The 26,196-nt window shown below is 71.3% G+C and carries 22 protein-coding genes; 7 read left to right on the top strand and 15 right to left on the bottom strand.

What is annotated here, in order from left to right; all coding sequences use genetic code 11:
• Window positions 1-110: 110 nt before the first annotated feature.
• The 6 genes from ACFVZW_RS20310 to ACFVZW_RS20335 form a co-directional block, all read right to left on the bottom strand.
• Window positions 111-1,361 carry an extracellular solute-binding protein gene (locus ACFVZW_RS20310; protein WP_384523133.1) on the bottom strand — a complete coding sequence of 417 codons (1,251 nt, stop codon included), beginning with the start codon at window positions 1,359-1,361 and terminating at the stop codon, window positions 111-113.
• 203 nt (window positions 1,362-1,564) lie between these two features.
• Window positions 1,565-3,007: a cellulose binding domain-containing protein gene (locus ACFVZW_RS20315; RefSeq protein ID WP_384523135.1), complete on the bottom strand. Its 1,443-nt coding sequence runs from the start codon at window positions 3,005-3,007 to the stop codon at window positions 1,565-1,567.
• A complete protein-coding gene (locus ACFVZW_RS20320; protein ID WP_384523137.1) occupies window positions 3,004-4,506 on the bottom strand; it encodes a beta-N-acetylhexosaminidase in 1,503 nt (500 codons plus the stop codon). Before ACFVZW_RS20320 ends, ACFVZW_RS20315 begins: the two co-directional genes overlap by 4 nt.
• A gap of 9 nt (window positions 4,507-4,515) precedes the next feature.
• Complete coding sequence (locus tag ACFVZW_RS20325) at window positions 4,516-5,349, bottom strand: carbohydrate ABC transporter permease (protein WP_384523139.1); 834 nt, start codon at window positions 5,347-5,349, stop codon at window positions 4,516-4,518.
• Complete coding sequence (locus tag ACFVZW_RS20330; protein ID WP_384523141.1) at window positions 5,346-6,248, bottom strand: carbohydrate ABC transporter permease; 903 nt, start codon at window positions 6,246-6,248, stop codon at window positions 5,346-5,348. The genes ACFVZW_RS20325 and ACFVZW_RS20330 overlap by 4 nt, the downstream gene beginning before the upstream one ends.
• Window positions 6,245-7,504 (bottom strand): extracellular solute-binding protein, encoded by a 1,260-nt coding sequence (locus tag ACFVZW_RS20335; protein ID WP_384523143.1) that lies wholly within the window; start codon window positions 7,502-7,504, stop codon window positions 6,245-6,247. The genes ACFVZW_RS20330 and ACFVZW_RS20335 overlap by 4 nt, the downstream gene beginning before the upstream one ends.
• A gap of 173 nt (window positions 7,505-7,677) precedes the next feature.
• On the opposite strand from ACFVZW_RS20335, the gene ACFVZW_RS20340 reads away from it, so the two are divergent.
• From ACFVZW_RS20340 to ACFVZW_RS20350, 3 genes are read left to right on the top strand one after another with little or no spacing between them, the layout of a single operon-like run.
• Window positions 7,678-8,445: a GntR family transcriptional regulator gene (locus tag ACFVZW_RS20340; RefSeq protein WP_384523145.1), complete on the top strand. Its 768-nt coding sequence runs from the start codon at window positions 7,678-7,680 to the stop codon at window positions 8,443-8,445.
• A gap of 31 nt (window positions 8,446-8,476) precedes the next feature.
• The gene (locus ACFVZW_RS20345) at window positions 8,477-9,241 is read left to right on the top strand and encodes a GntR family transcriptional regulator (protein WP_384523147.1); all 765 of its coding nucleotides are present in this window, start codon (window positions 8,477-8,479) and stop codon (window positions 9,239-9,241) included.
• A gap of 33 nt (window positions 9,242-9,274) precedes the next feature.
• Window positions 9,275-9,490 (top strand): dodecin, encoded by a 216-nt coding sequence (locus ACFVZW_RS20350; RefSeq protein ID WP_376435547.1) that lies wholly within the window; start codon window positions 9,275-9,277, stop codon window positions 9,488-9,490.
• 9 nt (window positions 9,491-9,499) lie between these two features.
• Here the strand turns inward: ACFVZW_RS20350 and ACFVZW_RS20355 are convergent, their stop codons facing one another.
• On the bottom strand, window positions 9,500-9,988 hold the full coding sequence (locus tag ACFVZW_RS20355) for a hypothetical protein (protein WP_384523149.1): 489 nt from the start codon (window positions 9,986-9,988) through the stop codon (window positions 9,500-9,502).
• 181 nt (window positions 9,989-10,169) lie between these two features.
• On the opposite strand from ACFVZW_RS20355, the gene ACFVZW_RS20360 reads away from it, so the two are divergent.
• Both ACFVZW_RS20360 and ACFVZW_RS20365 read left to right on the top strand, forming a co-directional pair.
• Window positions 10,170-11,201: an LLM class flavin-dependent oxidoreductase gene (locus tag ACFVZW_RS20360; RefSeq protein WP_384523151.1), complete on the top strand. Its 1,032-nt coding sequence runs from the start codon at window positions 10,170-10,172 to the stop codon at window positions 11,199-11,201.
• A gap of 9 nt (window positions 11,202-11,210) precedes the next feature.
• Window positions 11,211-13,565, top strand: coding sequence for an ATP-binding cassette domain-containing protein (locus ACFVZW_RS20365; protein WP_384523153.1), 2,355 nt, complete (start codon window positions 11,211-11,213; stop codon window positions 13,563-13,565).
• A 12-nt stretch (window positions 13,566-13,577) separates the two neighbouring features.
• Here the strand turns inward: ACFVZW_RS20365 and ACFVZW_RS20370 are convergent, their stop codons facing one another.
• The gene (locus tag ACFVZW_RS20370; RefSeq protein ID WP_384523155.1) at window positions 13,578-14,126 is read right to left on the bottom strand and encodes a YceI family protein; all 549 of its coding nucleotides are present in this window, start codon (window positions 14,124-14,126) and stop codon (window positions 13,578-13,580) included.
• 101 nt (window positions 14,127-14,227) lie between these two features.
• Between ACFVZW_RS20370 and ACFVZW_RS20375 the strand changes: the two genes are divergently transcribed.
• The gene (locus tag ACFVZW_RS20375) at window positions 14,228-15,082 is read left to right on the top strand and encodes a helix-turn-helix domain-containing protein (RefSeq protein ID WP_384523157.1); all 855 of its coding nucleotides are present in this window, start codon (window positions 14,228-14,230) and stop codon (window positions 15,080-15,082) included.
• 40 nt (window positions 15,083-15,122) lie between these two features.
• Here the strand turns inward: ACFVZW_RS20375 and ACFVZW_RS20380 are convergent, their stop codons facing one another.
• From ACFVZW_RS20380 to ACFVZW_RS20395, 4 genes are all read right to left on the bottom strand, one after another.
• The gene (locus ACFVZW_RS20380; RefSeq protein WP_384523159.1) at window positions 15,123-16,823 is read right to left on the bottom strand and encodes a serine/threonine-protein kinase; all 1,701 of its coding nucleotides are present in this window, start codon (window positions 16,821-16,823) and stop codon (window positions 15,123-15,125) included.
• Window positions 16,824-16,894: 71 nt separating this feature from the next.
• Window positions 16,895-17,644 carry a succinate dehydrogenase/fumarate reductase iron-sulfur subunit gene (locus ACFVZW_RS20385; RefSeq protein WP_384523161.1) on the bottom strand — a complete coding sequence of 250 codons (750 nt, stop codon included), beginning with the start codon at window positions 17,642-17,644 and terminating at the stop codon, window positions 16,895-16,897.
• The gene (locus ACFVZW_RS20390) at window positions 17,641-19,584 is read right to left on the bottom strand and encodes a fumarate reductase/succinate dehydrogenase flavoprotein subunit (protein WP_384523163.1); all 1,944 of its coding nucleotides are present in this window, start codon (window positions 19,582-19,584) and stop codon (window positions 17,641-17,643) included. The genes ACFVZW_RS20385 and ACFVZW_RS20390 overlap by 4 nt, the downstream gene beginning before the upstream one ends.
• A gap of 1 nt (window position 19,585) precedes the next feature.
• The gene (locus tag ACFVZW_RS20395) at window positions 19,586-20,308 is read right to left on the bottom strand and encodes a succinate dehydrogenase (protein ID WP_384523165.1); all 723 of its coding nucleotides are present in this window, start codon (window positions 20,306-20,308) and stop codon (window positions 19,586-19,588) included.
• Between the two features lie 72 nt (window positions 20,309-20,380).
• Between ACFVZW_RS20395 and ACFVZW_RS20400 the strand changes: the two genes are divergently transcribed.
• Entirely contained in the window at window positions 20,381-21,259 is an 879-nt protein-coding gene (locus tag ACFVZW_RS20400) for a LysR family transcriptional regulator (RefSeq protein WP_384523167.1), read from the top strand.
• Window positions 21,260-21,531: 272 nt separating this feature from the next.
• On the opposite strand, the gene ACFVZW_RS20405 is transcribed toward ACFVZW_RS20400, so the two are convergent.
• The 3 genes from ACFVZW_RS20405 to ACFVZW_RS20415 form a co-directional block, all read right to left on the bottom strand.
• Window positions 21,532-23,694 (bottom strand): putative bifunctional diguanylate cyclase/phosphodiesterase, encoded by a 2,163-nt coding sequence (locus ACFVZW_RS20405; protein ID WP_384523169.1) that lies wholly within the window; start codon window positions 23,692-23,694, stop codon window positions 21,532-21,534.
• Window positions 23,691-24,503, bottom strand: coding sequence for an SAM-dependent methyltransferase (locus tag ACFVZW_RS20410; RefSeq protein ID WP_384523173.1), 813 nt, complete (start codon window positions 24,501-24,503; stop codon window positions 23,691-23,693). Before ACFVZW_RS20410 ends, ACFVZW_RS20405 begins: the two co-directional genes overlap by 4 nt.
• A 267-nt stretch (window positions 24,504-24,770) precedes the next feature.
• Window positions 24,771-25,754, bottom strand: a complete 984-nt coding sequence (locus ACFVZW_RS20415; RefSeq protein ID WP_384523171.1) for an SCO0930 family lipoprotein — start codon at window positions 25,752-25,754, stop codon at window positions 24,771-24,773.
• Between the last annotated feature and the right edge of the window lie 442 nt (window positions 25,755-26,196).

Below are 26,196 nucleotides of genomic sequence, written 5' to 3' on the forward strand. Positions count from 1 at the left end.
ACGGTGAGGGCCGGACCGCGTGAGCGGTGGTCCGGCTCCTTACTTCTTCCGTGACCGACTGGATTCGACATGACCGTTCGGGGGATCGCGGGTGTGCGGTCGCTGAAATGCTATTCGGCGAGGGTGTGCGTGATCTGCTCCGAGGCCGCCTTTGCGGCCTTCTTCGGGTCGTCGCCGCGCAGGACCGCGGTCATGTAGGGCTTGATCGGGTTGGACGCCTCGACGTCGGCCCACTGCGGGGAGTTGGGGGTGGCCTTGCCGCGTGCCGCGCCGACGGCCATGGCGGCGGTGGCCTCCTGGCCCTCGACGACGGAGGCGAGGGAGGTCTTGTTGGGGACGTAGTTCATGGCTCGGGCGAGTTCGGACTGCCACTTCTCGCCGGCCAGCGCCTTGACGACGTCGATGGCCGCGTTCCGCTCGGGCGCGTTCTCCGGGATGATCAGGTCGGAACCACCGGTGAAGACGGCGCACGGCTGTCCGGCCTTCTTGCCGGGTATGGGGAAGAAGCCCAGCTTGTCCTTGAGCGCCGGGTTCGCCTTGGTGATGGCGGCGACGGCGCTGGGGGTGGCGATGATCTGGGCGACGTCGCCCTTGGCGAAGACCTCGGCCTGGGGCGGGGTCTGCTCGTCGGCGTTCTTGGGCCCGGAGCCGAGCGACTGCAGGTCCTTGTAGAAGTCCATGCCGCGCAGCGCGGCCGGACTGTCGAGGGCGCCGACCCAGTCGCCGCCCTTGTCCTCGGCGAGTTCGCCGCCCTCGTCCCAGATGAACCCCGCGAGGGTGTACCAGTCCTGTCCCGCGAGGTAGATGCCCTGGGAGCCGGTGCGGTTGAGCTTCTCGGTGTCGTCGAGCCACTGGGCCCGGGTCGCGGGCGGCTTGGTGACACCGGCCTCCTGGAAGAGGTCCTTGTGGTAGATCACGACGCGGTTGGCGGCATACCAGGGGATGCCGTACTGGGCTCCGCTGATGCGGCCGGGCTCGGCGAGACCGGGCAGCCAGTCCTCGCTGCCGAGGTCGCGCACGGACTCCAGGGTGAGGTCGTAGAGCTTGTCGGTGTCCGCGTACTGGGCGACCTGGGTGTTGCCGACCTCGATGACGTCGGGGCCGCCCCTGCCGCCGATCGCCTCGGTGACCTTCTTGCCGATCCCCGTCCACTCCTGGAAGGTGAACTCCAGTTCGATGCCCTGGTGCTCGGCCTCGTACGCCTCGGTGAAGCGGGTGAGGAAGTCTTCGCTGACGCTGTCGCGCATGAGCCAGACGTTGACCGTGCGGTTGCCTTCGGCGGCTCCGGGAAGGAGTCCGCAGCCCGCGAGGGCGAGGGCGGTGGCAGCTGCGAGCGGACAGGCGAGATGGCGGTTCTTCACGTAGGTCACCTTCTGCGTTCCATGAAATGGAGTACGGCATGGGGAGCTGACCCGTCATGGGGGGACCGAACGGCGTGTTCGCGCGGGTATGTGGCCTGGATTCTGGTCTGGACCAACCAAGTGGTCAAGTCCCGGACGATCCTGTGCGGGGCGGGCGCGCCGGGCACGCCCGCCCGTTATGCCCGGAACGGGCGGGACAGGTGTTACGGGACGGCCGGTACGGAGTCCTCGAAGGCCGTGCCCGCCGTGCGGTAAGCGGCGACCTTGGCGGCCACCTGGGCCGGGGTCAGGACCTGGTCCTTCACGTGCAGGACGTAGTCGACCTTCTGGTCGTAGGACCGCGCCGTGGTGGAGGTCTGGCCCGCGAGGTCGATGAGCCACTGATTGAAGTTGATGGACATCGGGCGCTCGGGCAGATAGCGCGCGTCGTGGCGGCCGAACTCCTGGCCGTCCACGTAGTACACGATCGTGCCGTCGTCGATGGTCAGGACGAGGTCGTGCCAGCCGGCGTAGCTCGCCCGGACCTCGGAGTGCTGGTTGACGGCCTCCCAGGGGTCGGGCCGGTAGGTCTCCCACGAGGTGGTGTAGAGGATGTTGGCGGGCTCGCCCCAGCCGCCGTTGGGCAGGTACTCGAAGTCGTACTCGGCGTAGTCGTCCGCCATCGGCGCCTTGAGGTCGTTGATGGTGAAGAAGGTCTGGACGAGACGGTCCCCGTCCGGCCCGGAGAGCGGCGCGTCGGAGAAGCGGACACGGGCGGCATAGGTGCCGTTCTTGAACTTCATGGCCCGGGTGAGGATCTCGGTCTGCTTGGTGGACTCGGCGGTCCCGGCGGTCGAGGTCCTCAGGTTCATGATCGAGTTCGTGCCCTCCTGGGCGAAGGTCACGTTCTCGGGCGCCCAGCCGGCGCCGGGCACGCCCGGTCCGCCGGAGTTGGAGCGCACGCTCCAGCCGTGGGCGGCGATCGCCGGGTCGGTGTGGCCGGTGTAGTCGAAGTCGTCGAAGAGGGCGGGACCACCGGTGGGCGGCGGCGTGGTCGGGTCCGTCGGCGTCGGGGTGGGTTCGTTCCCGGCCGGGGCGGTGCCCCAGACCGTGACGCCGCCGACGGTGGCGGTGACCTTGCTCCAGTTCGCGTACGTGGTCTGGGAGGGGCCGAAGGAGTAGTCGTCGCTCTGGTTCAGCGGCTGCCAGTTGGAGCGGTGGAAGCGCAGCTGCATGTCGCCCGTGTCGGCGCCGGGGGCGAGGCTGCCCGCGCCGGCGGTGAAGCCGACCTCCAGATAGCGGTCGGCGGTGGCGGTGGGATTCGCGAGCGTGCCGAAGGTGCCGGTCAAGTTGGCGCAGCCCTTCACCGCCCAGGAGCAGGCGTAGGTGTACGAGGCTCCCGGGTCGGCCTTGAAGTAGTAGCGCACCTTGACCTGGCTCAACGGCATGCTCGACGAACCGGTGTTGACCACCTTGAACCAGGGCTCCACCTGGTCGCTCCCGGTGGCGCTCTGCCGGTACTGGACGGTGACGGTCTCGCCGGCCGCGACGGCCGGGAGGGCGGTCAGCGCGGTGGCGCCGAGGCCGGTGACGGCGGCGACGGCGAGTGCGGCGCGCATCCGCAGGCCGGCGCCGATCGGTCGGGGGCTCATCGGTCGGTTGCTCATCGGGGTTCCTCTCCTTGGACGGAGGTGGGGGAAAGGCGGCGCGGCACCCGGAGGGTGTCGAGCCGGGTCCGGTGGTGGCGCAGCCGGGTCTGGAAGCCCGTCCAGTCCCGGCGCCCGGTCCAGGCGGTCTCGGCCAGGGCGCAGATCCGGGGGAAGGTCAGGTACTCGGCGTGCGCGGCGGTGGGGACGAACTCGGTCCACAGCTGCGCCTGGGTGCCGAGGACCCGCGCGGCCTCCTCCGGGCTCCAGTGGGCCGGGGCGGGATCGGTGTCGTGGACGGCGCGCAGGTCGACGACGGCTCCCGGCTGACCGGGCGGTTCGTCGAACCTCGCCGACTGGGGGTAGTCGAGATAGGTGGATCGGTGGGGCGCCATGACGACCTGGTGGCCGCGGCGGGCGGCCGTGCGCCCGTGGGCGGTGTCCCGCCAGGGCATGACGGTGAAGTACGGGGGGAGGTCGGCGCCGGTCTCGGTCCAGCCGAGCGGCCGGCGGCCGGCGTCGAGGAGATGGCGCCCGACCTGCTCCATGAACCAGCCGTGCAGGGCGTCCGGGCCGTCGAGTCCCTGCTCCGCGACGCGTCGGCGGGCTTCGGGCGAGGCATGCCATTCGGTGGTCGGGCACTCCTCCCCTCCGATGTGGACGTGGGGCGAGGGGAAGACGTCGAGCACCTCGTCGAGGACTTCGCGGCAGAAGTCGAGGACACCGTCGTGGACACCGAGGACGGTGTCGCACACACCCCAGCGGTCCCAGACGCCGAGGGTGCGGTCCGGCCGGTTGCCGAGTTCGGGGTAGGCGGCCAGGGCTGCCCGGGCGTGGCCGGGCATCTCGATCTCGGGCACGACGGTGACACCCCGCTCGGCCGCATGCCGTACCAGTCCGGCGAGTTCGGAGCGGGTGTAGGCACCGCCGTGCGGAAGGCCGCCGATCTCGGTGAGCCGGGGGCGGCCGGCGACCGGCATGCGCCAGCCCTGGTCGTCGGTGAGGTGGAGGTGGAGGACGTTGAGCTTGTGGAGGGCGAGGAGGTCGACGTATCTCCTGAGGAAGGAGACGGGCCGGAAGTGGCGGGCGACGTCGAGCATGGCTCCGCGCCAGGAGAACCGGGGCACGTCGGTGATCTGTACGCAGGGCACGGACCATTCGACGCCGATGACGGGTTCGTCGAGCAGTGCCTGGACGGGCAGGAGTTGACGGAGTGTCTGGACTCCGGCCAGCAGACCCCGGAGGCGGGCGGCGCGCAGCAGGACGCCCTCGGGGCCGACGGTGAGTCCGTACCCCTCGTCGCCGAGACCGGTGAGGGCCGGGTCGAGGGCGAGGACGACGGGGCCGTCCGGGCGCTCCGGCAGCCGGAGTCCGGTGGCCGGCCCCAGGAGGGTGCGCAGCAGCTCCGCGGCGTCCCCTGCTCCGGGGGCGATCTTGAGTGCGGTGGCGGCGTCGAAGGTGAATGTGCCCGGCAGCAAGTGGAGTTGGGCGGGATGGGGGACGAGGTGGGGCACGGGCATGGCGGCGCGCTATCCCTTCACGGCTCCGCCGGTCATCCCGGCGGCGACCCGGCCCTGCAGGACCAGGAAGAGGACGAGGACGGGCAGGGCGAAGAGGGTGGACGCGGCCATGGTGGCGCCCCAGTCGGTGCCGAAGACGTTGGAGAACGAGGAGAGCCAGACGGGCAGCGTCCGGTCGTCCTGGTTCTTGATGATGAGCATGTTGGCGAAGGCGAACTCGTTCCAGGCCGTGATGAATCCGAAGAGCGAGGTGGCCAGCAGGCCGGGGGCCAGCAGGGGAAGGGTCACGCGGCGGAAGGCCTCGGCGCGGGTGCAGCCGTCGACCTGGGCGGCCTCTTCGAGCTCGGCGGGGACGGCGGCGAGGAAGGACCGCAGGGTGACGACGGTGAACGGCAGGGTGATCATGAAGTAGATCAGGGTCAGGGTTCCCAGCCGGTCGAGCAGGTCGGCGTCCCGGGCGATGACGTACATCGGGATCAACAGCGCTTCCCAGGGCGCGACTTGAGCGATGAAGACCATGAGGACGAAGGCGCGCCGGCCGCGCCAGCGCATCCGGGCCACGGCGAAGGCGGCGCCGAGCGCCACGACGAGCGCGAGCAGGACGCAACCGGCGGTGACGATCAGGCTGTTGCGCCAGAAGAGCCAGAATCCGTCCGCCTCCACGGCGCGCGCGAAGTGCTCAAGGGTGAGGGAGGCCGGCAGCAGGACGGGGGTCTCGGCCTGGATGTCGGGCGTGGGTTTGAAGGCCGTGGAGACCATCCAGTACACCGGGAAGACGGCGAGGACGAAGACGGTGGCGGCGGCGGTGTTCAGGGGGAGTCGGCGCAGGGCACGGGCGTTCACCGGTCGGCCTCCTGCCGGAGCATCTGACGGAAGTAGGCGATCAGCACGGCGACGAGGATGAGCACCGTCAGGGTGGAGACGGCCGCTCCGAGGTCGTAGCGGTGCAGCGACTGGGCGACCCGGTACGCGTAGACCGGCAGGGTGGTCGTCGCCTCGCCGGGGCCGCCCCGGGTGACGGCCCAGATCTGGGCGAAGCAGCGGAAGACCCAGATGACTTCGAGGCACAGGACCAGACCGAAGATCGGCCGCAGCAGCGGCAGGGTGATCGAGTGGAAGATCCGGAAGGCCCCGGCTCCGTCCAGACGGGCGGACTCGTACAGCTCCTCGGGGACGGTCAGCAGCGCGGCGTGCAGGGTGATCGCGGCGAAGGGGACCGACTGCCACACCACGAGCAGGACGAGGACGGTGAAGGCTGCGGTGCCGTCGGCGAGCCAGGAGTACCCCTCGAAGGACGTGAACCCGAGCCGTACGAGCACCCAGTTGACGATGCCGAGGCGGGAGGCGAAGAGCCACTGGAAGACGGTGGTGGTGGCGATGACCGGGCTGGCCCAGGCGAGGACCAGCCCGCTCGTCACCAGGATCCGCATCCGCCGGCCGAGTCGTCGCATCATCAGCGCGACGAGCGTGCCGATGACCATGATCAGGACGACGTTGACGAGGGTCCACCAGAAGGTGCGCCGGACGACCTCCCAGAACTCCGGGTCGGCCAGGACCGTCCGGTAGTTCCGGAAGCCGACGAACCCGGCGCCGCCCCGGATCAGTTCGCCCATTCCGTACCGCTGGAAGGAGATCAGCAGGTTGCGGACGAGGGGGTAGCCGAGGAGCAGGGCGCCGCCGAGGACCGTCGGGGCGACGAGGACGTAGGGCCAGAGGGCGGCCCCGCGACGCGGCCGGCTCACGAGCCGAGGGTCTTGGTGATGCTCTCCGACGCGTCCTTGGCGGCCCGCGCCGGGTCGGTGCCGGTGAGTACGGCGGTCATGTACTGCTTGATCGGGTTGGTGGCCTCCACGGCCGCCCACTGCGGGGAGTTGGGCGTCGCGCGGCCCTGGGCGGCGCCCGCGGCCATGGCGGCGGTGCCCTCGTCGTCCTGGATCACATGGGCGAGCGAGGTGCGGTTGGGCACGTAGCTCATCGTTCTGGCCATCTCCGTCTGCCACTTCTCACCGGCGAGCGCCTTGACGACCTCGTAGGCGGCGTCGGGGTGGGCGGATGCCTCGGGGACGATGAGGTCGGAGCCGCCGGTGAAGACCGCGCCGGGCTTGTCCGCCGTCTTCCCGGGGATCGGGAAGAAGCCGAGCTTGCCCGTGAGCGCCGGATTGGCCTCTTCGACGATCTTCGCTCCGCCGGGTACGGCGATGATCTGGGCGACGTCGCCCTTGGCGAAGACATCGGCCTGCGGCGGCTTGGCCTCGTCGGAGTCCTTGGGGCCCTTGCCGAGGGCCTGGAGCTGCCGGTAGAAGTCCATGCCCGCGAGGGCCTGCGGGGTGTCGAGCGCGCCCTTCCACTGCGTGCCGTTCCGCACGGCGAGGTCGCCGCCGTCCTCCCAGATGAAGCCCGACAGGGTGTACCAGTTCTGTCCGGGGAGGTAAATGCCCTGTGTGGAGCCCTCGTCGAGCTTGGCGGTGACGGTGAGCCACTCGGCGCGGGTCTTCGGCGGGGCGGTGATGCCGGCCTTGGCGAAGAGCTCCTTGTGGTAGATGACGACACGGTTGGCGGCGTACCAGGGGATGCCGAACTGCTTGCCGTCGACCTTGCCGGGCTCGGCGAGGCCGGGCAGCCAGTCGGCCCCGTTCAGCTCGGCGACCTTGGCGCTGAGGTCGCGGACTCCGCCGCTCGCCGCGTACTGGGCGACCTGGGTGTTGCCGACCTCGATGACGTCGGGGGCGTCCTTGCTCGCCAGGGCCGCGGTGACCTTCTCGCCGATGCCGTCCCACTCCTGGATCTGGATGTCGAGGGTGGTGCCCTTGTGCGTCGCCTCGAAGTCGGTGCGGAAGCGGGTGAGGAAGTCGTCGGTGACGCTGTCCTTCATGATCCAGACGGTGACCTTCGCGGCCCCGTCGGCGTTCGCGGGGTCGTCGGTGGAACCGCAGGCGGTGACACAGAGAGCCAGGGTCGCCATGAGGGCGACGGGGCCGGCGAGGGGGCGGATGTTCACGGGCACCTCGATGAATGGTTAACCAATTGGTCAAGTGGTCAGATGCGTGACCAGAAGGTGGCATGGACCAATGTGGCCGTCAACCCCTTGAAAAATATGCGCTGTTCACCCATTCGACGGCGAGGAGGTCTGGTTAGGATGAGGCTTACCAGTTGACCAGTCAGGGAGAGCGCATGAAGGACGGCCCCTCGGGCGGGGTGCTGAAGAGGGAGCGCGTACGGGAGCATCTGCTGGGCCTGATCGAGGCAGGCCGCCCCGGCGAACCGATCCCCTCGGAGCGCACCCTGTGCGCCACGCTCGGCGTCTCACGCCCCACCCTGCGCGCCGCCGTCGACGAACTCGTCGCGACGGGTGCGCTGGTACGGGAGCACGGGCGCGGCATGTTCGTCGCACCGGCCAAGATCACCCAGCAACTCGCCCCGGACGACGCGGCCTTCACCGTTCCGCGCGCCTCCGGAAGCTGGTCGAGCACGGTGCTCGAGTCCGCCAGGCTCCGGGCCGGCGCGCGCATCGGCCGCAAGCTCCGCCTCTCCCCCGCAGCCGAGCTGCTCTACATCGCCCGGCTCCGTCTGGTCGACGGCTCCCCCATGGCGATCGAGCACCTCCACATCCCGGCGGATCTGGTCCCCGCCGCGCTCACCGCGCAGGAGTTGGAGGCCGGCGATCTGTACGACCATCTCAGGGACCACCACCGCGTCCATGTCCGGGAGGCGACGCAGTCGATCGAGCCCACCGTCGTCAGCGAGGCGGAGGCGGCCCTCCTGGACGTCCCCGTCCTCTCCCCCGCGCTGCTGATCGAGCGCCTCACCCTCGACACCTCGGGCCGGCCGGTGGAGTACGTCCACTCGGTGTACCGGGGCGACCGCTACCGGATCGTCTCCCGGCTCGACTTCACCCGCGACGGCGTCGTGACCTCCTCGACGGCCGGGGATGCATACTGACCGCCGGACGACAGGCCGGGGAGGGCGTGCGATGGAGCTCAAGCGGGAGCGGGTACGGGAGCATCTGCTGGCCATGATCGACGGGCGCCGCCCCGGCGACGCCATCCCCTCCGAGCGCACCCTGTGCGCCACGCTCGGCGTCTCACGCCCCACCCTGCGCGCCGCCGTCGACGAACTCGTCGCGACGGGCGTGCTGGTACGGGAGCACGGGCGCGGCATGTTCGTCGCACCGGCCAAGATCACCCAGGAGCTCGTCGCCGAGGACCACGCGGCGGGCGCGCCCCGGAGCCGCGGCAGCTGGACGAGCACGGTGCTGGAGTTCCGTACCGTACGGGCGGGCGCGCGGATCGGACGGAAGCTGACGGTCTCCCCGGCGGCTGAGCTGGTGTACGTGGCCCGGCTGCGGCACGTCGACGGGGCTCCGATCGCCCTGGAGCATCTGCACGTCCCGGCGGATCTGGTGCCGGGCCTGACCCCCGCGGACATGGAGAGCGGCTTCTACGCCCATCTGCGGGAGAAGTGCCGCATCCGGACGGCGCACGCCGTCCAGTCGATCGAGCCGACCGTCCTGAGCGAGGAGGAGGCCGAGCTGCTCGGCGTCCCCGTCCTCTCCCCCGCCCTGCTCTTCGACCGGATCACCTCGGACACGGGCGGGCGGCCGGTGGAGTACGTCCGCTCGCTGTACCGGGGCGACCGCTACCGGATCGTCTCCCGGCTCGCCCTCTCCGACGGGGCCGCCGACCACCCGGCGCCCGACGTGTCGCGGACCGGGGCGTGGTGGGGCACGGTGGAGTGACCCCCAAGGTCCAAGGAGAGGAGTTCGGCCCTCATGTCGAACCACACCTACCGCGTCACCGAGATCGTCGGCACCTCCACGGAGAGCGTGGACCAGGCCATTCGCAACGGCATCGACCGGGCCTCGCAGAAGCTCCGCGGCCTCGACTGGTTCGAGGTGACACAGGTGCGCGGTCACCTCGTCGACGGGGCGATCGCGCACTACCAGGTCGGGCTGAAGGTCGGCTTCCGGCTGGAGGACGGCGACTGACCCGGTCGGTCAGGTCCGGCCCTCCTTCTCCTGGGCGTCCTTCAGAGCCTCCGACGCCGCGGCCCAGCGGGCGCGGACGACCCGGAAGCCCGCCTGTGCGGCCGCGTCGCAGACCAGCTCGTCGTCGTCGACCAGCATCCGGATCTCGCGGTCGCGGCCGAGCCGGCGCAGGATCTCCAGCTTGGTGTGGCGCGCGGGACGGAAGTCGTTGTTGCGGCGCATATGGATCCGCCCCTCGGGCAGTCCCTGCGCGGCGAGCCAGGCGACGGTGTCCTCACGGCAGCGCTCGGGGCGCCCGGTGAGATAGACGATCTCGCACTCCTCGGCGGCCTCCAGGCACAGGGCGACGCCCCGCGCGAGCGGCGGATCCTGGGGCGCGGCGGCGAAGAAGCCCTTCCAGTCGCGGGGCCGGCCCTCCAGGAAGTGCTGGCGGTGGGCGGTGCCGGCGAGAGTGTTGTCGAGATCGAAGACGGCCACGGGCCTGCTGTTTCGCGTCACACGGACAGCGTAGGCAGTACAGGGTCGGACATCGGCGACCGGCCCGCCCCGGCACGGGACCGGACGCGGGCGGGAGCGACACCGACGGCAAACGCCGCCCGGCACTGACGCGGCCCCGTCGCACCGCACCGGTGATCAGGCACCGCGGGAATCCTCGCCGCGCGGTGACGTTGAACCCTTCGTGACCCTTTCTCTCGACGGCATCCGTCTCTCCGTCCTCGACCGCTCCCGGACCCGGGAGGGCGAGGACGGCTCCGTCGCCCTGCGCACCACCGTGGATCTCGCCCGGGAGGCGGAGGCGCTCGGATATCACCGGTTCTGGGTGTCGGAGCACCACAGCGTGCCCGGCGTGGCCGGATCCGCCCCCGCCGTCCTGGCCGCCGCCGTCGCCGGTGCGACGTCCTCCATCAGGGTCGGCACGGGCGGAGTGATGCTCCCCAACCACCAGCCGATGGTCGTCGCCGAGCAGTTCGGCGTCCTGGAGTCGCTGTTCCCCGGACGGATCGACATGGGGCTCGGCCGCTCGGTCGGCTTCACGGACGGGATCCGGCGGGCGCTCGGCCGGGACAAGGACGACGCGGAGCGGTTCGCGGAGCAGCTGACCGAGCTGCTCGGCTGGTTCACCGGCACACAGACCGCCCATCCGCAGGTGCACGCCCGGCCGGCCGAGGGCCTGCGCGTGCCGCCGTACGTCCTCGCGACCGGCGAGGGCGCGACGATCGCCGCCGAGGCCGGCCTTCCCATGGTCATCGGGGATCTGCGGGGCCGGGAGCGGATGCTGCGCGCGATCGACGCCTACCGCTCCGCCTTCCGCCCCTCCCCCTGGTCCGAGGAGCCGTACGTCGTCGTCGCGGGCACGGTCGCCGTGGCCGGGACCGAGGAGGAGGCCAGGCGCCTGCTGATCCCGGAGGCGTGGTCGCTCGCTTACTCGCGCACCCAGGGCGTGTTCCCGCCGCTCCTGCCCGTCGAGCAGATCGAGGAGCTCTCGATGACGGAGAAGCAGCGCGAGTTCTTCGAGTCGGGCCTGGAGGGGCATGTGTACGGCACGGAGGAGCAGGTCGCCGACGCGCTGGAGCGGGTGGTGAAGGAGAGCGGGGCACAGGAGGTGCTGGTGACGACCAGTACCCACGACCGCGGGGCGCTCCGCGACTCCTACCGCCGGCTCGCCCGTGTCGCGGGCCTGCGTACGGGCCTGACCAGCGCAAACGCCTAGTATCAAGGAATGCCCGACAGCTCCGACGACCAGCGTCACGACCCGTACGTCCGCGTCCGCGGCGCCCGCGAGCACAATCTCGCGGGCGTCGATGTCGACATTCCGCGTGACGCGATCGCCGTCTTCACCGGGGTGTCCGGCTCCGGCAAGTCCTCGCTCGCCTTCGGCACGATCTACGCGGAGGCCCAGCGTCGCTACTTCGAGTCGGTCGCGCCCTACGCGCGGCGGCTGATCCATCAGGTGGGCGCGCCGAAGGTCGGGGAGATCACCGGTCTGCCGCCCGCTGTCTCGCTCGAACAGCGCCGCTCGTCGCCGAACACCCGCTCGTCGGTCGGCACGGTCACGACCTTGTCCAACTCGCTGCGGATGCTGTTCTCCCGCGCCGGCTCGTACCCGGCCGGGGCCGGGAGGCTCGACTCCGACGCGTTCTCGCCGAACACCGCCGCCGGGGCCTGCCCCGCATGCCACGGTCTCGGCCGGGTGCACGAGACCAGCGAGGAACTGCTGGTCCCTGACCCGGAGTTGTCGATCCGGGAGGGGGCGATCGCCGCCTGGCCGGGTGCCTGGCAGGGCAAGAACCTTCGCGACGTCCTGGACGCCCTCGGCCATGACGTCGACCGGCCGTGGCGGGAGCTGGACGCGAAGGACCGGGAGTGGATCCTCTTCACGGACGAGCAGCCGGTCGTCACGGTCCATCCGGTACGGGAGGCGGGGCGCATCCAACGCCCGTACCAGGGCACGTACATGAGCGCTCGTCGCTATGTGATGCACACCTTCTCCGACTCCAAGAGCGCGACCCTGCGCGCCAAGGCGGAGCGCTTTCTGACCAGCGCGCCCTGCCCGGTGTGCGGCGGGAGCCGACTGCGTCCGGAGGCTCTCGCCGTCACCTTCGCGGGCCGGACGATCGCCGAGCTGGCGGCACTGCCGCTGACGGCGCTGGCGGGGGTGCTCGGGAAGCACGACGGCTCGGAGACCGCGCGGGTGCTCACCGAGGACCTGCTCGCGCGGATCGGCACGGTGACCGAGCTCGGTCTCGGCTATCTGAGCCTGGACCGCACCACCCCGTCCCTGTCCAACGGCGAACTGCAACGACTGCGGCTCGCCACCCAGTTGCGCTCCGGACTGTTCGGCGTCGTGTACGTGCTCGACGAACCCTCCGCGGGACTTCACCCGGCCGACACCGAGGCGCTCCTGGTGGTCCTCGACCGGCTGAAGGCGGCCGGCAACTCGGTGTTCGTGGTCGAGCACCACCTCGACGTGGTGCGCCATGCCGACTGGATCGTGGACGTCGGCCCCCTGGCGGGGGTGCACGGCGGCCGGGTGCTGCACAGCGGCCCGCCGCACGAGCTGGCGGGTGTCGAGGAGTCCGCGACCCGCCGGTTCCTCTTCGACCGCGCCGCGGTGGCCGAGCGGCCGGTGCGCGAACCCGTCGGCTGGCTGCGGACGGGCCCGGTCACCCGCCACAACCTCAAGGCCCTGGACGCGGCCTTCCCCCTCGGGGTCCTGACGGCGGTGACCGGCGTCTCCGGATCGGGCAAGTCGACGCTGGTGGGCGAGCTGTCGGAGGAACTGGCGGGCGTGGAGCGTCTGGTGACGGTCGATCAGAAGCCGATCGGACGGACTCCCCGCTCCAACCTCGCCACGTACACGGGCCTCTTCGATGTCGTGCGGAAGCTCTTCACGGCCACCGAGGAGGCTCGTGCCCGTGGCTACAAGGCCGGTCGGTTCTCCTTCAACGTGCCCGGCGGACGCTGCGAGACCTGCCAGGGCGAGGGCTTCGTCTCGGTCGAGCTGCTCTTCCTGCCGAGCACGTACGCGCCCTGTCCGGACTGTCACGGGGCCCGCTACAACCCGGAGACCCTGGAGGTCCGGCTGCGCGGGCTCACCATCGCCGAGGTGCTCGACCTGACGGTCGAGGCCGCGGCCGGCTTCTTCGCCGACACCCCGGCCGCGGCACGCAGCCTGCGCACCCTGCTCGACGTCGGCCTCGGCTATCTGCGGCTCGGCCAGCCCGCGACCGAGCTCTCCGGCGGCGAGGCCCAGCGCATCAAACTCGCCTCCGAGCTCCAGCGGCTGCGCCGCGGCCACACCCTCTACGTCCTGGACGAGCCGACGACCGGCCTTCACCCGGCCGATGTCGAGGTGCTGATGCGCCAGCTGCACGGGCTCGTCGACGCCGGACATTCGGTGATCGTCGTCGAGCACGACATGGACGTGGTCGCCACGGCGGACTGGGTGCTCGACCTCGGGCCGGGCGGTGGTGAGGAGGGCGGCCGGATCGTCGCCGAGGGGCCGCCAGCCGCGGTGGCGGGCGCGACGTCGAGCCGGACCGCGCCGTATCTGGCGGCCCGACTCGACGCATGAGGCCGTCCGCGCCTACCTGGGCTCGACGAACTGGACCTCCAGGCTCACCTTGATCACGTCGCCGAGGAAGCCGGGGGCGAAGTCGAGGCCGAAGTCACTGCGTCGGAACTCTCCGGTGGCGTCGAAGCCGGCATGCCTGCTGCCGTCCATCGGGACGTCGACGACGCCGCCGAACTCGACGTCGAAGGTGGTGGGCCGGGTCACGTCGCCGATGGTGAGGTCGCCCTCCAGGGTCCAGTCCTCGCCCGCTCCGGCGATGCGGGTGGAGCGGAAGCTCATCGTCGGCCGCTTCTCCACGTCGAGGAGGTCCGCGGCGCGCACATGGGCGTCGCGGTCCGCGTTGCCGGTGTCGATGGAGGCGAGGGCGACGGTCGCGGTGATGGAGGAGGCGTCGAGGGTGTCGCCGACGAGGAGTTCGGCCGTGAGCTCGTTGAAGCGGCCGCGCACCTTGGAGATCCCGAGGTGACGGATGGTGAAGCCGACGGAGGAGTGCAGCGGGTCGAAGACCCAGTCGCCGGGGGCGAGCGGAAGGGCGGTGGTGCTGTGCGATTCGGTGGTCATGGGCTTCACGCTGCCGCCTGGCCGGGATGTGAGGAAGGCCGTGCCGAGGCTGGTAGTGACAGGGCCACCCTCCGCTCGGCCCGCGCTCGTACGATCGGTGGATGAGCGACAACGAACTGGGGGCGTTCCTGCGCGCCCGACGCGAGGCGATGACTCCCGCGGAGGCCGGGCTTCCGGCGGGCCCGCGGCGGCGGACGCCGGGCCTGCGCCGGACGGAGCTGGCGATGCTGGCCGGGATCAGCGTCGAGTACCTGGCCCGGCTGGAGCAGGGCCGGGACCGCAACCCGTCCCCGCAGGTCCTGGGCGCGCTCAGCGAGGCGCTGCGACTGCCCCTGGACGCCCGGGTGCATCTGCGCAACCTGATGAAGTCGGGCATGCAGCGGCACATGTGCGCGGTGACGCCCGGTCCGGCCCGCGAGGTGCGGGCGACGGTGCGGGCGCTGCTGGACCGGCTGGGTCCGACGCCGGCCGCGGTGATGAACATGCTGGGCGAGACCGTGGCGTACACCGACGGCTACGCACGGCTGGCCGGTCCCGTGGGACTGCTGGACGGGGATCCGCCGAACCGGCTGCGGTTCGTGTTCACCGATCCGCGGGCCCGTGAGGTGTTCCCCGACTGGGACCGGGTGGCCGATCAGCAGGTGGGGGCGCTGTCCTTCGCGGTGACCGGTTCGGATTCGCACATGGCCGAGCTGGCCCAGGAGCTGACGGTGACGGCGGGCCGGGCGTTCTCCGACCGGCTGCGGTCACCGGGGCTGCTGCGGGCCCGCTCCGGCGTCGACCGGTTCGTCCATCCGGAGGCGGGGGAGCTGCGGCTCGCGTACGAGGTGCTGGAGCTGCCCGAGACGGACGGCCAGCACGTGGTGGTGCACCTGCCGGCCGACGAGGCGACGTCGGTGGCGCTCGACGGCCTGATGGGCCGCCGCCCGGGGACCCTGCGGGCGGTCGGCGGCTGAGCGGGACGCCACGCCGGCCGGGCCCGGCGGGTGGCGGCCGTCAGAGGGCCAGGGTGCGCCAGCCCCGGGTGATCTCCTCGCGGACGTCCACCTGCGTCGGCTCGTGCTGCGGACCCCCCTGTGAGGTGAGCAGGTCCACCAGGCCGGCACCGTCCGCCGGACGCCCCGCCGGGTCGACGGTCAGCGCCCGTTCCACCGCGGCCGCGAGCTCCGGGTCCAGGGCCCGCACCGCCGCCAGCGCGGCCGGCTCGGGGCCGGTGTCCACGATCCGGCGGATCACCGCGCCCGTACTGGTCGCCGCGAACGGGCTGGTGCCGTGCGCCGCGCAGACCACGCAACAGGCCCACGCCCACACGTCGGCGGCCGGACCGACGCGCTCCTCACCGAACTGCTCCGGCGCCATGTACGTCAGGGTGCCCGGTCCGGCGCCGGTGCGGGTGAGCCTGGTGCCGTCGACCAGGTCCGCGATGCCGAAGTCGAGCAGCCGCGGTCCGGCCGTGGTCAGCATGATGTTGGCGGGCTTGAGGTCGCGGTGGACCAGACCGAGGCGGTGGACGCCGGACAGCGCCACGGCAAGCGCCAGCGCCAGCGCCCGCAGCGCCTCGGGGGTACGGATCGGCCCCTGCTCCCCCAGATGGACGTCGAGGGGGCGTCCGTCCAGCAACTCCATGGCAAGGTACGGCCGTCCGCCGTCGACGCCGGAGTCGAGGACGCGGGCGGTGTACGCGCCGGAGACCATGGACAGCACCTCGGACTCGCGCTGGAACCGGCGCAACAGCTCGGCGTTGTCCAGGAGTTCGGGATTGATGGTCTTCAGCGCGACCTGGGTCGCCGCACCCTCGCGCCGGGCGAGGTAGACCGTGCCCATCCCGCCCGCTCCGATGCGGCCGAGCAGCTGGTAGCCGCCGATCATGCGCGGCTCGCCGGGGAGGAGCGGCCGGTGCGGGAAGTGCGGCAGGGCGTCGGCGACCGGGGCGGGCTGCGTCGGCACGTACGCGGCGGGCCGGGCGGGCGCGGCGGCCTGGGCGGGCGCGGCGGGCCCCGGCCCCGCTGTCGGCGCGTCGCTGAAGGCCCGTACGACGGGGTCCTGGCCGACCGGGGTCCGGGCGACCGGCGCATGGCCGACCGGGGCCGGAGCGCCGACGCCGGGGACCTCGGCTCCGTGCCGGTACCTGCGGCTCACCCCGTAGGCGACGGCCTGACACGCGAAGGCCGCCAGGGCGAGACCGACCGGGAGAAGGAGTCCCAGCGCGATGCGGAGGGCCACCAGGCCGCCCACTCGCCGGCGCCCCGCCGGGGTCGCGGTCCACGAATCCCCGGGTACTCCCGTGGTCACGAGGGTGTGATGGGTCCGGGACCACAGCACCGGCCAGATCACCGACGCCAGGACGACGAAGAGGATGTACAGGATCCACGCCATCGCCAGGGAGTATCCGTAGTCGGCCGACAACCACCCCCCGGTATGGAGGACGACCGGGCGCCCCAGGACGTGGAACTCGTCGAGGACCCCGGAGGGCATCACGAACCACAGGCCGACACCGCCGGCCACTCCCAGGGCCAGCTCCCCCACCACCGCACCCGGAACCGTCCGGGGCGGCGTGGCCGGGTCCGCCAACGCCTGGCGCCGTACGGCCTGCTGGGCCCTGATCAGCAGGGGCAGTGTCACGGCTCTCAGCACCAGTGCCGGTCCCACCACCGTCAACACGTCCAGAGCCAGCGACGTCTCCACAGCCTCCGCCATGCTTCCCCCGTCTCTCCCTGCCATACCAACCGGTGGAGCACACGGAGTATAGAGCGGCGGTCGCAACCTCCCTATCGACGGCCGGACTTGCGCGTCGCCCGCAGCCACTCCTTGTTCATGGCGGCGATCGACGGCAGCGGGATCCCCTTCGGACAGGCCGTCGCGCACTCCCCGGTGAGCGTGCAGCCGCCGAACCCTTCGGCATCCATCTGGCCCACCATGTCCAGGACGCGCGTCTCGCGCTCCGGGGATCCCTGGGGCAGGACGTTCAGATGGTTGACCTTGGCCGACGTGAAGAGCATCGCCGAGCCGTTCGGGCAGGCCGCGACGCATGCGCCGCAGCCGATGCACTCGGCATGCTCGAAGGCGAAGTCGGCGTCGGCCTTGGGGACCGGGGTCGCATGGGCCTCGGGGGCCGCGCCGGTCGGGGCGCTGATGTAGCCGCCGGCCTGGATGATGCGGTCGAAGGCGGAACGGTCGACAACCAGGTCCTTGACGACCGGGAAGGCGGAGGCGCGCCACGGCTCGATGTCGATCGTGTCGCCGTCCTGGAAGGACCGCATGTGGAGCTGGCAGGTGGTCGTGCGCTCCGGGCCGTGGGCGTCGCCGTTGATGACCAGGCTGCATGCGCCGCAGATGCCCTCGCGGCAGTCGTGGTCGAAGGCGACGGGGTCCTCGCCCCGCAGGATGAGCTCCTCGTTGAGCGTGTCGAGCATCTCCAGGAAGGACATGTCGGAGGAGATGCCGTCCACGTCGTACGTGGACATGGCGCCGGGGGCGTCGGCGTTCTTCTGGCGCCAGACGCGCAGGGTGAGCTTCATGCGTAGCTCCGCTGGGTGGGGTGGACGTACTCGAAGACGAGGTCTTCCTTGTGCAGGACGGGGGCGGCGCCCTCGTTGAACTCCCAGGCCGCCGCGTACGAGAACTTCTCGTCGCGCCGCGCGGCCTCGCCGTCCGGCGTCTGGGACTCCTCGCGGAAGTGGCCGCCGCAGGACTCGGCCCGGTTCAGCGCGTCGAGGCACATCAGCTCGGCGAGCTCCAGGTAGTCGACGATCCGGTTGGCCTTCTCCAGGGACTGGTTGAACTCCTCGCCGGTGCCGGGAACCTTGATCCGGCGCCAGAACTCCTCGCGGATCTGGGGGATGCGGTCGAGCGCCTTGCGCAGGCCCTCGTCCGTACGGGCCATGCCGCAGAACTCCCACATCAGTTCGCCCAGTTCGCGGTGGAAGGAGTCGGGCGTCCGGTCGCCGTCCACCGAGAGCAGCAGGTTCAGCCGGTCCTCCGTCTCGGCGAGCGCGTCGCGCACCGCCGGATGGTCGTCGGTGACCGGCTCGGCGTGCGGGTGGCGCGCCAGGTAGTCGTTGATGGTCGAGGGCAGGACGAAGTAGCCGTCGGCGAGGCCCTGCATCAGCGCGGAGGCGCCGAGGCGGTTGGCGCCGTGGTCGGAGAAGTTGGCCTCGCCGATGGCGAACAGGCCCGGGACGGTGGTCTGGAGGTCGTAGTCGACCCAGAGTCCGCCCATCGTGTAGTGCACGGCGGGGTAGATCCGCATCGGGACCTCGTACGGATTCTCGGCGGTGATCCGCTCGTACATGTCGAAGAGGTTGCCGTACTTCTCCTCGACCGCCTTGCGGCCCATCCGCCGGATCGCGTCGGCGAAGTCGAGGTACACGCCCTGGCCGCCGGGTCCGACGCCCCGGCCTTCGTCGCAGACGTTCTTGGCGGCGCGGGAGGCGATGTCGCGCGGGACGAGGTTGCCGAAGGAGGGGTAGATGCGCTCCAGGTAGTAGTCGCGCTCGTCCTCGGGGATCTCGGCGGCGGGGCGGTCGTCGCCCTTCGCCTTGGGGACCCAGATGCGCCCGTCGTTGCGCAGCGACTCGCTCATCAGGGTCAGCTTGGACTGGTGGTCGCCGGTGCGGGGGATGCAGGTGGGGTGGATCTGGGTGAAGCAGGGGTTGGCGAAGTACGCGCCGCGCCGGTGGGCCCGCCAGACGGCGGTGGCGTTGGAGTTCATGGCGTTCGTCGACAGATAGAAGACGTTGCCGTAGCCACCGCTGGCGAGGACCACCGCGTCCGCGTAGTGGGTGGAGATCTCGCCGGTGATCAGGTCGCGGGCGACGATGCCGCGCGCCCGGCCGTCGACGACGAGCAGGTCGAGCATCTCGGTGCGGGCATGCATCTCGACGTTGCCCGCGGCGATCTGCCGGGAGAGTGCCTGGTACGCGCCGAGGAGCAGCTGCTGGCCCGTCTGGCCGCGGGCGTAGAAGGTGCGGGAGACCTGGACGCCGCCGAAGGAGCGGGTGTCGAGCAGTCCGCCGTACTCACGGGCGAAGGGGACGCCCTGGGCGACGCACTGGTCGATGATCTCGACCGAGATCTGCGCGAGGCGGTGGACGTTGGACTCGCGGGCGCGGAAGTCGCCGCCCTTGACGGTGTCGTAGAAGAGGCGGTGGATGGAGTCGCCGTCGTTGCGGTAGTTCTTGGCCGCGTTGATGCCGCCCTGGGCGGCGATGGAGTGGGCGCGGCGCGGGGAGTCCTGATAGCAGAACTGGACGACGTGGTAGCCCTGTTCGGCGAGGGTGGCGCCGGCGGAGCCGCCGGCGAGGCCGGTGCCGACGACGATGACGGTGTGCTTGCGGCGGTTGGCGGGGTTGACCAGCTTGGCCTGGAAGCGGCGGGTGTCCCAGCGTTCGGCGATGGGGCCGGCGGGGGCCTTGTGGTCGACGACCGGCTCTCCGGTCGTGAAGTCGAGGTAGCTCATGTCAGCTCACCACTCCGGTCATGACGGCTACGGGTACGGAGACGAAGCCCACGGTCAGGGCGAGCGCGAGGCCGTTCGCGAGCGCCTTGAGCAGCCGCTCGCGGCGGGCGCTGCCGACGCCGAGGGTCTGGGCGGCGCTCCAGAAGCCGTGGCGGATGTGCAGGCCGACGGCGAGCATGGCGACGATGTAGATCACGTTGCCGTACCAGGTGGAGAAGGTGTCCACGACGTTCTGGTACGGGTGGCCCTCCTGGAAGCCGCCGGGGTGGAGGGTGCCGGTGGTCAGGTCCAGGATGTGCCAGACGATGAACAGGGCGACGATGATCCCGCCCCAGCGCATGGTGCGGGTCGCGTACGAGGACCGCTTGCGGCGGTGGACGTAGGCGGTGGGGCGGGCCTTGATGTCGCGCCGGCCGAGCTGGTACGCGGAGACGGCGTGGGCGACGACCGCGGCGAGCAGCACGATCCGGACGAGCCAGAGGGCCCAGGAGTAGTGCAGGACGGGGTCGCCCATGGTGCGCAGCCAGTGACCGTACGCGTTGAACTCCTCGGGGCCGAAGAAGACCTTGAGGTTGCCCGCGACGTGGGCCACGAGGTAGCCGAGCATGATCAGGCCGCTGACAGCCATGACCGTCTTCTTGCCGATCGTGGATGCCCAGAAGCCGTGTGCGCGCGTGGGCGACGGTGGTCGTTCCGTCGGTGCCGTCTTCGTTGCCAGAGCCATGCAACCGACGGTAGGGCCGAAGGGCCCGAGAGGTCCAAGACATGGTCCGGCTCATCTCGATAGGCTGAGCCTATGCAGTTCCAGCAGCTTCTGTACTTCGTGGCCGTGGCCGAGACCCGGCACTTCACCCGCGCCGCCGAGCGGGTCCATGTCTCCCAGCCCTCGCTCTCTCAGCAGATCAGGGCCCTGGAGCAGGAGCTGGGGGCGGAGCTGTTCAGCCGGGCGCGGGGGAACATCGCGCTGACGGACGCGGGCGAGGCGCTGCTGCCGCTGGCGCGGCGGATCCTCGCGGACACGGACACGGCGCGGCACGAGGTCCAGGAGCTGGTGCAGCTGAGGCGCGGACGGGTGCGGCTCGGCGCGACGCCGAGCCTGTGCACGGGTCTGCTGCCGGACGTGCTGCGCGCCTTCCATGATCTGCACCCGGGGATCCAGCTCCTCATCGAGGAGGGCGGCTCGCACGACCTCGTACGGGAGCTGGCGCGCGGCGCGCTGGATCTGGCGCTGGTGGTGCTGCCTCTGCCGACGCCGTCCCCGGCGCTGACGACGGTGGAGCTGCTGCGCGAGGACCTGGTGGTGGTGTCGAGCGCGGCGGCGCCGGCGCCGGGGCGCCCGGTGCGGATCGCGGACCTGCGGGACCAGCCGCTGGTGATGTTCCGGCACGGCTACGACCTGCGGGAGCTGACCGTGGCGGCGTGCCGGGCGGAGGGGTTCGAGCCGTCGTTCACGGTGGAGGGCGGCGAGATGGACGCGGTGCTGGGGTTCGTGCGGGCGGGTCTGGGGGTGGCGGTGGTCCCGGCGATGGTCGCGGCGCGCGCGGGCCGCGACCTCCGTGTCACGTCCCTGGCCCGCCCGGGCCTGCGCCGCACGATCGCCCTGGCCCACCGCAGCGACGTGGCACCACCCCGGGCGGCGCGGGAGCTTCAGCGCATGCTCCTCCACTCGACGTGACCCTCGCGCCCGGGACGCGGGCGGCCGTTCCGAACCGCACGCGGGTTGTGGGCGGTCGTCCCGCTGGGCTGGGGGTCCCCCCGGGACGGAGTCTGGGGGACCCCCAGCCCTGCGGAACAGTTGCCCACAACGAGGGTGACGAGGGAGCGTGGGTGGGCACCGCCCAGCGGGACGATTGCCCACACGGGGGGTGACGAGGGAGCGTGGGCCCGGCCCGGGCAGAAGGGCGGGACGGGCCGCCCCCGCGGGGCGCCACCCACAGCCGGGGCGAACTACACCGCGTCCGCCAGGATCAAGGCGTGGATTCGGTCCGGCGCGCCCGGGCGGGCGTAGTACCAGCCCTGTGCCGTGTCGCATCCCAGTTCTCGCAGTTGCTGCGCCTGCGCCCCCGTCTCCACCCCCTCGACCGTCACCGCCAGCTTCAGGCTGTGCGCCAGTGCGACGATGCCCTCCACGATCTTGACGTCGACCGGGTCCGCCGGATGCTGCTGCATCCCCTGCGTGAAGGAACGGTCCAGCTTGAGGACGCTCACCGGCAGGCGCCGCAGGTTCGCCAGGTTCGAGTAGCCCGTGCCGAAGTCGTCCAGCGCGATGTCCACGCCCATCTCGGCGAGTTGCCGCAGCGGCTTCAGCAGGTCGTCGTCCGCGCCGATCAGCGCCGACTCGGTGACCTCCAGGCACAGGGCCCCGGGTTCCAGGCCCGAGCGCTCCAGGACGTCGACCGTGTCGGCGACCAGCCGCGGGTGGTGCAGCTGCGTCGGCGAGAGGTTGACGTTGATCCGCAGCGGGCCGCCGTCGGAGTGCCGGGTCTGCCAGAAGCGGGCCTGGCGGACCGCCTCCTGGAGGACCCAGCGGCCCAGCGGCACGATCAGGCCGGTGTTCTCGGCGAGCGGGATGAAGCGGTCGGGCCCGAGCACACCGTGCTGCGGGTGGCACCACCGCACGAGCGCCTCCGCGCCGTGCACGCTGCCGTCGCCGAGGTGCACCAGCGGCTGGTACTCGATGAAGAACTCGCCGCGCTCAAGCGCCGCCGGCAGCGCGGTGGTCAGCCCGTGCCGGGTGATGGCGCGCGCGTCGGCCTCCGCGTCGGCGAACTCGAAGCGGTTGCCGCCCGCCGACTTGGCGCGGTACATCGTGATGTCGGCGCTGCGCAGCACCTCGGCCGGGGTCCGCTCCCCCGCCGGCCCTTCGACGACACCGACGCTGCCCCGCACGGTCAGTTCACGGCCGTCGATCCGCACGGGCGAGGCGAGCGCGGCGAGGATACGGTTCGCCAGCTCGACGACCTCGCGCTCGGTGCCGGGCCCGGTCGTCAGGGCGACGAACTCGTCGCCGCCGAGCCGGGCCACCATCTCGCCCGGTGCCGTGGCGCAGCTCTGCAGCCGGTCGGCGACCTCGACGAGGAGCCGGTCCCCGGCCGAGTGCCCCAGGCTGTCGTTGATGGCCTTGAAGCCGTCGAGGTCGAGGTAGCAGAGCCCGAAGCGGGCGCCGTCGCCCGGGGTGAGCGCCTTCTCCAGGCGCTCGAAGAACAGGGTCCTGTTCGGCAGCCCGGTGAGCGCGTCATGGGTCGCCTCGTACCGCAGCCGCAGATTGAGCAGGCGCCGTTCGGTGGTGTCCTCCAGCAGCGCCAGCTGGTACCGGGGGAAGCCCTCGGCGTCGCGCAGCAGCGAGACGGTGAGGTTGGTCCACAGGACGGTGCCGTCGCCCCGGTAGTACGGCTTCTCGACGCGGTAGTGGTCGCGCTCGCCGCGTACGAGCTCGTCGTAGAGCTTCCAGACGTGCGGGCCGTCCTCGGGATGGGCCCATTCGTTGACCTTGCGGCTGCGGATCTGCTGGTCCAGACCGCCGAACATCCGGGTGAGGGTCTCGTTGACCTCCAGGACGTTGCCTTCGAGGTCGGCGATGCCGATCCCGACCGCCGCTCCGTCGAAGACCGCCCGGAAGCGGCTCTCGGTGGTGTGCAGGGCGACCTCGGCGGCGCTGCGGGCGGTGAGCGCGGAGCGGGCGATGGCCTCCTGCTCCAGCAGGGTCCGCTCGCGCAGGGCCTGGGCGAAGCCGGCCGCCATGGCGTGCTGGAGCCGTGAACAGCGGGCCCGCAGCTCCTCGGTGGACGTGCCGTCCTCGCCGCAGTAGAGCACCAGGTACGCGTCGATGACCCCGAGGGTGCGGCTGAGCGCGTCGGGGTCCGTGCAGTGGACGCCGACGAGCGCGGTGCCCGCGCGGTGCGCGGGGGCGGTGTCGAAGGTCCGGGCGTGCAGCGCGGCACGCAGCTCGCGGGCGAGCGGCAGCAGATGCTGCTCGAACTCGGCGCGGGTCATCGAGGTGGCCGTGACCGGGAAGATGGCCCGGCTCCAGATGGTCACGAACCGCCTGAGTCTGTCCTCGAGACCGTCCGGTTCCGCGCCGCAACCGGACGGCTGTGACGGCACCTTCACGCCTTGCGCCCCACCCCTGCGAAGCCGGAGAAGGCGTATGGATCCTCCTCGTCGGCCGGGCTGTCGGGCCGCCAGTCGGGCATGGGCACGAGCCCCGGCTCGACCAGCGGGCAGCCCTCGAAGAAGCGGCTGATCTCGGCGTGGGAGCGCATGACGAGGGGGTTGCGGATGTTCCGGTAGACCCCGACGGTGCCCTCGGCCTCGTCCTGCAGGAGCGGGATGCCTTCGTAGGAGGCGTGGGTCAACACGACCAGGCTGCCGGGCGCGAGGGCGTCGACGAGCTCCGCGACGGCCTTCTCCGGCTGGTCCTCGTCCTCCAGGAAGTGCAGGACGGCGACGAGCAGCAGCGCCACCGGCTTGTCCATGTCGAGGAGTTGGCGGACCTCGGGGCTGTGCAGGATCTCGAGCGGCTTGCGCAGATCGGCCGCGACGACGGCGGCACGGTCCTCGCCCTCGAGCACCGCTCGGCTGTGGGCGACGGCGACCGGGTCATGGTCGACGTAGACGACACTCGCGTCGGGGCAAGCGGCCCGGGCGACCTCGTGGACATTGCCGAACGTCGGTATGCCGGAGCCGATGTCGAGGAACTGGGTGACGCCACTGTCGACGGCGAAGCGTACGGCGCGACGCATGAAGGCTCGATTCGCCTGCATGATCTTGGGGAGTCCCGGCATGAACTCCATGGCCTTGCGGGCCGCTTCCCGGTCCACCTCGAAATTGTGCGAGCCGCCCAGATAGAAGTCGTACATACGGGACACGCTCGGCACCGAAATATCGATACCCGGCGGGGCCCAGGCGGGACGCTCCATCAATGTCTCCAACAAGTCGCCACGGAGGATACGGCCATGTGTTCGCGGCCGGTGTTCGAGCCGAGGCTACTGATCGCCCGCCGGGAGAGCGAGTAGAAACGGAAATTCGCGGTCCGTTCTTGGTCACACGCCATTGGCACGTGCAGGCGGAACGCAGGATTCACGCCTTCAGCTCGTGCACATTCACGTGCACATGGACGTGCGCCGACCCGCCGTCACGCGAGGAGTGACGGCGGGCCGACAGGCCGGGAGCGCGGCGCGGGGGACCTACTTGGGCGCTCCGACCAGCTTTCCCTCGGGGGACACGGCGTACCAGGTGCCGCCCACACCCTGGCCGTTGGTGTCTCCGGGCGCCTCGTCGCCGGCGAAGGTGTAGAGGGGCCAGCAGTCGATCGTCTGCTGCTTGATGCCGTCGGGGCGGTTGAAGGTGACGAAGCCCTTCTTGGTGATGCCCTTGGTGTCGTTCTTCTCGACGGGGGCGACAACCGGCCACTTCTCCAGGCAAGCGCCGGTGCAGGCCGTCTTCATGGGCCAGGCGGAGTCCTTCTTGAAGCGGTAGACCGTCATTCCTTCCGAATCGACCACGATGTCACCGAGCTTGGGGTCCTTGCGCACCGAGAGCCCGGCGGCGTCCACTCCGGATTCCTCCTCACCGCCCTCGTCGGCCCCGCCGCCCGCGGCGGGTGCGGCCTTCTTCCCGTCCGGTGCGGAGGCGAACCAGGTGCCGCCGACACCCTGGCCGTTGAGGTCGCCGGGCTTGGTGTCCTTGGCGTACCGGTACATCGGCCAGCCGTCGAGGGTGAGTTGCTTGGTGCCGTCGGTCCGGGTGACCTCGCCGAGCAGTGAGGGGGCCACGCCGGCCGGGGCCTTGGCGCCGTCGGCGCTCACCACGGGCCACGCCTTGGCGCAGTCGCCCTCGCAGGTGGCCTTGGGCGGGGAGGCGGAGTCCTTGTCGAAGCGGTAGAGGGTGAAACCCTCGCTGTCGGTGACGACCTTGCCGAGCTGTTTGGTGTCCGCCACCGCCAGCTGCCCGGCGGGCTCGGCCTTGCCGCTGCCCGCGTCGGATCCGTAGCCCCCGGAGGCGTAACCGCCGGAGCTGTAACCGTTGTCGGCCGGGGCGCCGGCCGGGTTCGCCGCTCCGGCGGGCTGGCCGCCGAGCGACGAGGAGCCCTGCTCCTGACCGCACGCCGTCGTCAGCGCGAGCATGGCCGCCGCCGTGAGCGCGAGTGCCGCGTTCCCCCAGGTCTTCATGTCAACTCCTGTTGTTTCATCGCCAGTCGGTGCGGCGCCGAACGCCGTTCCCGGCCTTGAATACGGAGATCGACTGCATCGTGCTCAAGGGGAGTCGAAGAATTTTTCCGCGGGGATGTCAAACCCCTCCCCGCGAGATCCCCACCATCCGGGGAATCAGGGCCGTTTCACGGCGTGGTGTCCCCGACGTGTGATCATGCTCTTCAGCGTGTCTCTGTACGGATCGTCTCTCGCGCGGCCCTTGGCGGCCGCCGCGCTGGTGTGGCTCCTCGCCGCACCGGCGCCCGCCGCCGCCGATGCCTGCGCCTACGCCACGACCGGGCCCGGCGGCTCGAACACCTCGGTCGCGGTCATCGGGCCGGGGGCGTGTTGGCCCCCACCCGCCCCCCCCCCCCCCCCCGCCCCCGCACCCCCCCCCCAACCCCCCCCCACACCCCCCCAC

The sequence above is a fragment of the Streptomyces sp. NPDC059567 genome (genome assembly GCF_042735655.1).
Lineage (GTDB): Bacteria > Actinomycetota > Actinomycetes > Streptomycetales > Streptomycetaceae > Streptomyces.